The organism is Kluyvera genomosp. 2, assembly GCF_036759865.1.
Classification (GTDB): Bacteria; Pseudomonadota; Gammaproteobacteria; order Enterobacterales; family Enterobacteriaceae; genus Kluyvera; species Kluyvera ascorbata_B.
Window position 1 is genome coordinate 1 of record NZ_JAPKIA010000036.1, and the last position, 6,129, is coordinate 6,129.

Annotated in this window: 3 protein-coding genes and 1 pseudogene; 1 reads left to right on the forward strand and 3 read right to left on the reverse strand. The window is 50.4% G+C overall.

The window, feature by feature from the left end; genetic code table 11:
• Positions 1-750 precede the first annotated feature (750 nt).
• Positions 751-885, reverse strand: coding sequence for a Rop family plasmid primer RNA-binding protein (locus V6942_RS23230; RefSeq protein ID WP_122008692.1), 135 nt, complete (start codon positions 883-885; stop codon positions 751-753).
• 292 nt (positions 886-1,177) lie between these two features.
• On the opposite strand from V6942_RS23230, the gene V6942_RS23235 reads away from it, so the two are divergent.
• The gene (locus V6942_RS23235) at positions 1,178-4,177 is read left to right on the forward strand and encodes an autotransporter outer membrane beta-barrel domain-containing protein (protein WP_333501866.1); all 3,000 of its coding nucleotides are present in this window, start codon (positions 1,178-1,180) and stop codon (positions 4,175-4,177) included.
• A 29-nt stretch (positions 4,178-4,206) separates the two neighbouring features.
• Here V6942_RS23235 and mobC read toward each other — a convergent pair.
• A pseudogene (gene mobC, locus V6942_RS23240) lies at positions 4,207-4,407 on the reverse strand (plasmid mobilization relaxosome protein MobC); the annotation flags it as partial.
• A gap of 1,259 nt (positions 4,408-5,666) precedes the next feature.
• Positions 5,667-5,879, reverse strand: coding sequence for a hypothetical protein (locus V6942_RS23245; protein ID WP_163446239.1), 213 nt, complete (start codon positions 5,877-5,879; stop codon positions 5,667-5,669).
• Positions 5,880-6,129: the final 250 nt, after the last annotated feature.

Below are 6,129 nucleotides of genomic sequence, written 5' to 3' on the forward strand. Positions count from 1 at the left end.
ACGCCCCTGATGATTCTGGAGCGACTGCATGGCTATGCACGGACATACCTGGCCGGGATTTTAGCGGCTAAAATCCGATGAACGCCCTGAAAGCCACCACGAACCACCCCGATAACGGTGAACGGATGCGCAATTTATTGCGTGGCCGTGAGGCGTTGCCGGCACAGCCGGAAAAACCATTTTCAGCACGTGCAGGAGGCCCAGGAAGAGGGGCGGATGTACGAATAGTTCAGAGGTCAGATCTGACGTAAAAATGATGTAAAAGTGACGTAAAAGTGATGTACTTTTGATGCAATTCTGTTGTACACCCGCGTTCTGGGGTAAAAGCGATGCAATTTTGTAGTTTATGTGTAGTCGCTTATCAGGTGGGTTCTGCTTTTGTAGTCTTCTCGTAGTTTATGTGTAGTCGCTTATCAGGCGGGTTCTGCTTTTGTAGTCTTCTTGTAGTTTATGTGTAGTCGCTGAACCCATAGGGTCATACGAGCATGACCCTTTTCCGGAAAAGGACGCTTTTTAGCCAGAATCATCCTTAACCTGCGGCGCCAGCACTCGGGAGTGGTCGTTTTATATACTAAAAAATGACATACACCTAACGCAGCGGCGATTTTCATCGCAACTACATAAAAAATAAATAAAAAATCAAAAACACGCCAACTCAGCGTAATACCCAGGTAATAATATTAAGCGCTAAGGCAATAAAAATTAACGTTATGATGGTATTACCCTGTTAATACCATCATAACAGAGTCATTACGCACTATCCCGACACACATTCAGTCTCGCTGACAGAACACGGTAAAGGTCTTCCGCACCCTCATGGAGTTTCTCGCAAAGGTCAGCCTCATTATCCAGGTCAAGTTGACCTGCCCCCAGTATTAGATACAACGATCAGTTAGTAATGTCGGTTTCAGCCTCGCGGAGAATACTGATGATCTGTTCGTCGGAAAAACGCTTCTTCATGGGGGTGTCATCATGTGGCTTATGAAGACATTACTAACATCACGGTGTATTAATCAACGGGGAGCAGGTCACACCGGCTGAATATGAAAACCTATATTATCAACGGCTCAGAAGTGTCTAGATTATCCGTGGCGATTCACAATTACATTTAATTATTCTGTAACAAAGAAACCAAGAGTAAGGGAACTTTCAACAACCTTCGTCTGGAAATGAAAAAATGCCTATTGTTACTGTCTTAGAAAAAATATACATCTTGGAAAGATACAGTGCATGTTTGCTCCGCGAAAAGTCGGGAAGCACACAGAAATTAGTCCGTATCTCAGCGACAGTCATCGCGCTGGTGACGACAAGCACTCATGGCGCTTGGGCGGTCACCTGCACAGCAGACGCTAATGGGTCGTACATTGCTGGATGGACCAGTGCTCCATATGGCAATGGATGTAACGAAGTGCCAGCAACAACAGAATCACCGACAGCATTGGGAAAAAACGCAAGCTGGTATGTATTAGCACGTAGCAATCTCGCCGTTGGTGCTGATTCCATTACGATCGGGACAACGAATATATCATACTCAGGTACCAACGGTTTCAGCTTAATCGGCAACCAGTACCTGACGCACGGCAGTATCAACTTCACGGACGTGACTGCAAATCTGACCAACAACGGTAACGGCGGCGGTATCAACGGTCTGAGCACGCACAGCGCTGTGGCGATCAACGGAAATAATTTCACACTTACGACGAACAGCAATTACACTGGCTTAAATTTAAGTAATGGCATTGCCTCTTACGCCATCCTCGCAGGATCTTCCGTGAACTCAGGTGAAAGCGCAGTAGCCAATAATGGCAAGTTTTCGACCATCACACTCAACAACGCAACCATACGACAAAGCACTAGCGGTGGATTGGTGCCCGTATTGAACAGCGGTCTACGTGCCATCCAAGGCGCAAACCAAAATGGCAACGGTAGTTCGGGTAAGATTGAAATCAAGGACACGCTGGACATGATACTCACCGGTGCTCGCATCGAAGGAATCTATGTCTCAGGAGCCGCGTCGAACAGTGCGGGTACCGAAGCGGTATCGCAGGTAGTTCTGAACGACACCACTATTAAAATGGTGAAAATCGGTGCGGCGTCTTACGATAGCAGTGCAATCAAGATAGGAAAGGCCCGAGCTGTCGGAAGCGGAAAAGGACTCGTTGTTTCCAACGGTGCATTGAAGATTGACATGGACCCAAATTTTGGAGGTAGCTCGGATTACATGAGCTCCGCCATCAAGATATCTCTCAGCGGGTCGGAACTGCGGGCCAACGGACCTAACAGTTCTGCCGATATCAACGCCACCCGATCAGCTTTGGCCATCGGCATCGACGATTGGGGGACGAGTTCCGATTCGAGTGGCATCAAGGCTAGCTTTGGTAAAGCCACTATAAAAACACAGTCGATGACCGCACCGCTCCTGCTGGTCGACAGTGGTCAACAGGACGCGGTGCTTCTGTTTGATCGAAACTCAAACCTCACCGCTGCTCGTGATGGCTACCTAGTCGACATAATCAAGTACCGGGACTCGATAGCGGCCAGTTCGTTGCAGATGACGCTCGACAATGGCAGCACCATGACGGGGCTGACGAACAAGGCATATGCCAACTCGACACTGAACATCGGTCTGAACAACGGCTCGACTTGGAACCTGGTAGAGAAGAATACAGGCGCAGTGGCAACATCGACCTTCGATACGCTGACGATGAACGGAGGTTCCACGCTGAACGCCACCACGCTGGGCACAGCACCGGCACAGTTCATACTCAAAGGTACCGTAACTTCTACTGGCTCTAATCTCAACCTCTCGGATGGCAAAGCCGGCGACATTCTCACCATCCAAGGTGACTATGTGGGCAATAATGGCTATCTGTTTCTCGATACAGTATTAGGTAATGATTCCTCACCAACGGATAAATTGGTCATAACCGGGGAAGCGACAGGCACGACCAAAGTGACCGTCACTAATAAGGGTGGAGCAGGGGCGAAGACACTGAACGGCATTGAGGTCATCAGTACAGGAGGTTCGACGGCGGATGCGTTTGTGCAGTCTGGGCGAATTGCTGCGGGGGCATACGATTATTCTCTGGCTCGCGGAACTGGCACCAATGTCAGCAATTGGTATCTGATTAATACAGTTACACCTACACCGGAGCCAACACCTACACCGGAGCCAACACCTACACCGGAGCCAACCTGGCGTCCTGAGATTTCCAGCTATACCGCCAATCTTGCTGCTGCGAATACGCTGTTCAGCACCCGTCTTCACGACCGTCTGGGTGACACGCAGTACACGGACGCGCTGACGGGTGAGAAGAAAGTGACGAGCATGTGGATGCGCAACATGGGCGGCAACAGCCAGTTTACGATGAACGATGGCCAGAATAAAACGACGGCTAACCGCTACATATTGCAAGTAGGCGGAGATATTGCGCAGTGGTCATCTGACGGCTTGAACCGGCTTCACCTTGGTGTGATGGGCGGCTACGCCAATCAACATAGCAGTACGAAGAATAACTTAACAGGCTACCGCTCAAAGGGGAGCGTTAACGGTTACAGTATGGGGTTTTACGGCACTTGGTACCGGAACGATGCAGACAAGACGGGGCTGTATGCAGATACCTGGGCGCTGTACAACTGGTTTGATAATGATGTTAAAGGTGATGGTCTGAGCGCTGAGTCCTACAGGAGTAAAGGGATAACGGCCTCGTTCGAATCCGGATATACCTTCCATCTGGGTTCGAAAACCACAGATGAAGGGATGACCAACGACGTCTACATCCAGCCGAAAGTTCAGCTGACCTGGTCAGGTGTCAAGGCGGATGACCATACGGAAGTGAACGGAACCCGCGTTCAGGGGAGCGGTAATAACAACCTTCAGGTCCGCGTTGGTACACGCGTCTACCTGAAAGGGAAAAGCGTATTGGACAAGGACACTCAGCGTGAATTTGAGCCGTTCGTTGAGGCTAACTGGATTTATAACAGTAAGCAGTATGGTACGCAGATGGACAGAACCAACGCATTTATTCAGGGCAGCCGTAATACGGGAGAGGTTAAAGCGGGCGTGGAAGGTAAGCTGGCGAATAATCTGAACGTTTGGACAGCAGTGAGCCATCAGATGGGCAGGGACAGCTACCGGGATACGCTGGGTCAACTTGGAATAAAATACATGTTTTGATCAGCAGTTAACTTTCGAGCAAACCGGGCCACCTGCCTGGCAATCTGGTTGAGGTTGTTCCCCATCCCCGCAAGCTGACGAAGCAGCGCCGGCGAGATGGAGGGAAGTTTGCCGGCACGGGCGGGCTTTTCGACCAGGCACGTCTGCCGCATCCAGGCCGCGAGTTGCTTACCCTCGCAGCGCTCCAGCAGACGCCGGTGCTCATCCTCAGTCACCCACATCGTGAGCATTTTGCTGCGTTTGTCTGCCAATCCGGCCTCCTGATAACACCGGGACGGGCGGGAAATTCTTTCCCGGTCGGCGCGGTGTTGGACAAGCCGCAGGCGCGTCAGTGGCTTTTGGCGGGTTTCGGGGCGCAGCCCTGAACTAGTCACGTAGCGCTAGCGGAGCGTATACTGGCTTACTATGTTGGCACGGATGAGGGTGTCAGTGAAGTGCTTCATGTGGCAGGAGAAAAAGGCGGCACCGGTGCGTCAGCAGAATATGTGATACAGGATATATTCCGCTTCCTCGCTCACTGACTCGCTACGCTCGGTCGTTCGGCTGCGGCGAGCGGAAATGGCTTACGAACGGGGCGGAAATTTCCTGGAAGATGCTAGGAAGAAACTTAACAGGGAAGCGATAAGGCCACGGTGTTGCCGTTTTTCCATAGGCTCCGCCCCCCTGACAAGCATCACGAAATCTGACGCTCAAATCAGTGGTGGCGAAACCCGACAGGACTATAAAGATACCAGGCGTTTCCCCCTGATGGCTCCCTCGTGCGCTCTCCTGTTCCTGCCTTTCGGTTTACCGGTGTCATTCCGCTGTTATGGCCGCGTTTGTCTCATTCCACGCCTGACACTCAGTTCCGGGAAGGCAGTTCGCTCCAAGCTGGACTGTATGCACGAACCCCCCGTTCAGTCCGACCGCTGCGCCTTGTCCGGTAACTATCGTCTTGAGTCCAACCCGGAAAGACATGCAAAAGCGCCACTGGCAGCAGCCACTGGTAATTGATTTAGAGGAGTTAGTCTTGAAGTTATGCGCCGGTTAAGGCTAAACTGAAAGGACAAGTTTTGGTGACTGCGCTCCTCCAAGCCAGTTACCTCGGTTCAAAGAGTTGGTAGCTCTGAGAACCTTCGAAAAACCGCCTTGCAGGGCGGTTTTTTCGTTTCTTGGTCAAGAGATTACGACTCTCGCTTAAGGATCTCAAGAAGATCTACCCGCATCCTTTCAAAATCCTTTTTAAAAAAAATATCGCGTGCAAAATGGTTTCGGGAATCAAGACATCGATTTCTCAGCTGCAAGCATCCCTGGAGGGAAAGCTACTGCGATTGTTTCCATTAAAGAATTTATGACTAAAGTGGAAAAAGTTAGATAGATAATTAAGCCGCCTCCAGGCGGCATTCCACACCATTTACCATAACATCCCTTGCTCGCATGAGCGTAAAAAAGCCCGCTTTTAGCAGGCTACCTTCCGCCATTCCTGACGGGTGTTTCGCTCTAAACTTGGTTATCCAAAAATTAAAGCTAAAGTCCCACCGATCGCAGCCCCGACTGCAGTTCCTATTACAGGAACAACAGAACCTAGTGCTGCTCCAGCAGCCGCGCCTGTGGCAATTGCCTCTTTTGAACCAGGCTTCCATTCTAAATCTGTTGTTTCATCGCCATTTTCATTCTTTCTTTTTGTAATCCGGATCAGACTATCAGGTTTAATATTGCTCATTCGCACCTCACGTAAGATTGTAACGTATACACCAAAAACACTTTCCCTCCACCTAGGCTACATTTCAACTACATATATTAAAAAACCTGCATTTACCATAACGTCTCATTACGCGCACCGCCGCAGAGGCCCTCAGCGCGTTTCTGCGGCCTCCGGCCTGAAACACACACCTTTCTGTGCCCATATCGAGAAAAAACGCCCCTGATGATTCTGGAGCGACTGCATGGCTATGCACGGACATACCTGGCCG